Source organism: Streptomyces sp. YS-3, from assembly GCF_045257485.1.
Lineage (GTDB): Bacteria > Actinomycetota > Actinomycetes > Streptomycetales > Streptomycetaceae > Streptomyces.
The window spans coordinates 1-1,824 of record NZ_JBJHPC010000913.1; the positions used below are offsets into that span (position 1 = coordinate 1).

Here is a 1,824-nt window from a genome sequence, read left to right on the forward strand (position 1 = left end):
GGCTGGTTGTGCCCCGGACCTGCGGGCGCCTGGCCGGCGGATTGGGGGCCAGACGCCCTTTCTCGTGGGCCTAGAAGAAGCCGAGCTTCTTGGCCGAATAGCTCACCAGCAAGTTTTTGGTCTGCTGATAATGATCCAGCATCATCCTGTGGTTCTCCCGCCCGATCCCCGACTGCTTGTACCCGCCGAAGGCGGCATGCGCCGGGTACGCGTGGTAGCAGTTGGTCCAGACGCGGCCCGCCTGGATCGCGCGGCCCGCGCGGTACGCCTGGCTGCCGTCGCGGGTCCAGACGCCGGCGCCCAGGCCGTACAGCGTGTCGTTCGCCGTGCGGATCGCGTCGTCGAAGTCCGTGAAGGACGTCACCGCGACGACCGGGCCGAAGATCTCCTCCTGGAAGATCCGCATCCGGTTGTCGCCCTCGAAGATCGTGGGCTGGACGTAGTAGCCACCCGCCAGCTCGCCGTCGTACTCGATGCGCTGACCACCCGTCAGGACTTTGGCCCCCTCCTGCTGACCTATGTCGAGGTACGACAGGATCTTCTGGAGCTGGTCGTTGGAGGCCTGGGCGCCGATCATCGTGTCGGTGTCCAGGGGGTGGCCCGCCACGATGGCCTCCGTGCGGGCGATGCCCGCGTCAAGGAACTCGCCGTAGTGGCCGCGCTGGATCAGCGCCCGGGACGGGCACGTGCAGACCTCGCCCTGGTTGAGGGCGAACATCGTGAAGCCCTCCAGCGCCTTGTCGCGGAAGTCGTCGTCCGCCGACCAGACGTCGTCGAAGAAGATGTTCGGGGACTTGCCGCCGAGTTCCAGCGTCACCGGGCGGATGTTCTCCGACGCGTACTGCATGATCAGGCGGCCCGTGGTCGTCTCGCCGGTGAAGGCGATCTTCGCCACCCGGGGGCTCGACGCCAACGGCTTGCCCGCCTCCACGCCGAAGCCGTTGACGATGTTGAGCACGCCCGGGGGAATGAGGTCGGCCACCAGCGCCAGCCACACGTGCACCGACGCCGGGGTCTGCTCCGCCGGCTTGAGGACCACCGCGTTGCCCGCCGCCAGCGCCGGCGCCAGTTTCCACGTGGCCATCAGGATCGGGAAGTTCCACGGGATGATCTGACCGACGACGCCGAGCGGCTCGTGGAAGTGGTACGCGACGGTGTCCTCGTCGATCTGGCTCAGCGACCCCTCCTGCGCCCGCAGCGCGCCCGCGAAGTAGCGGAAGTGGTCGATCGCCAGCGGGATGTCCGCCGCCAGCGTCTCGCGGACCGGCTTGCCGTTCTCCCAGCTCTCCGCGACCGCCAGCTCCACCAGATGCGCCTCCATCCGGTCCGCGATCTTGTTGAGGATGTCGGCGCGTTCGGCCGGGGCCGTCCGGCCCCACGCGGGGGCCGCCGCGTGCGCCGCGTCGAGCGCGCGCTCCACGTCCGGCGCCGTCCCCCGGGCCACCTCGGTGAAGGGACGGCCGTTCACCGGGCTCGGGTTCTCGAAGTACTGGCCGCCCGCCGGCGGCACATACGCGCCGCCGATGAAATGGTCGTAGCGCGACTCGTACGAGACGACCGCGCCCTCGGTGCCGGGCGCTGCGTAACGGGTCATGTCCGTGGCCTCCCTCCGGCGCCGCCCGCCCTTGGACGGCACTCGCAGCGGAGGCTAGGGATAGCTACGTTGCGCCTTGGTTGCGACGCTACAAGGGAGGGGGAGGGAGAGGGGTTGGCGGGAACTGACCCGGTCGCCGTCAAGGGGTGCCTTTAAGGTCCACCCCTGCCGCTAGTTCCGCCTCCACTTCGGCCAGCCTCGCGCGCGCCGGGCCCCGCCGGCCCTCGGGC

General features: G+C 69.7%; 1 protein-coding gene. It reads right to left on the reverse strand.

The window, feature by feature from the left end; translation table 11 throughout:
- Positions 1-70: 70 nt before the first annotated feature.
- Positions 71-1,594 (reverse strand): aldehyde dehydrogenase family protein, encoded by a 1,524-nt coding sequence (locus tag ACJA3G_RS36215; RefSeq protein WP_406557276.1) that lies wholly within the window; start codon positions 1,592-1,594, stop codon positions 71-73.
- Positions 1,595-1,824: the final 230 nt, after the last annotated feature.

What these genes read in the sequence shown, in the direction of transcription:
- ACJA3G_RS36215 (WP_406557276.1), bottom strand. Translation starts at nt 1,594, where the DNA reads ATGACCCGTTACGCAGCGCCCGGCACCGAGGGCGCGGTCGTCTCGTAC.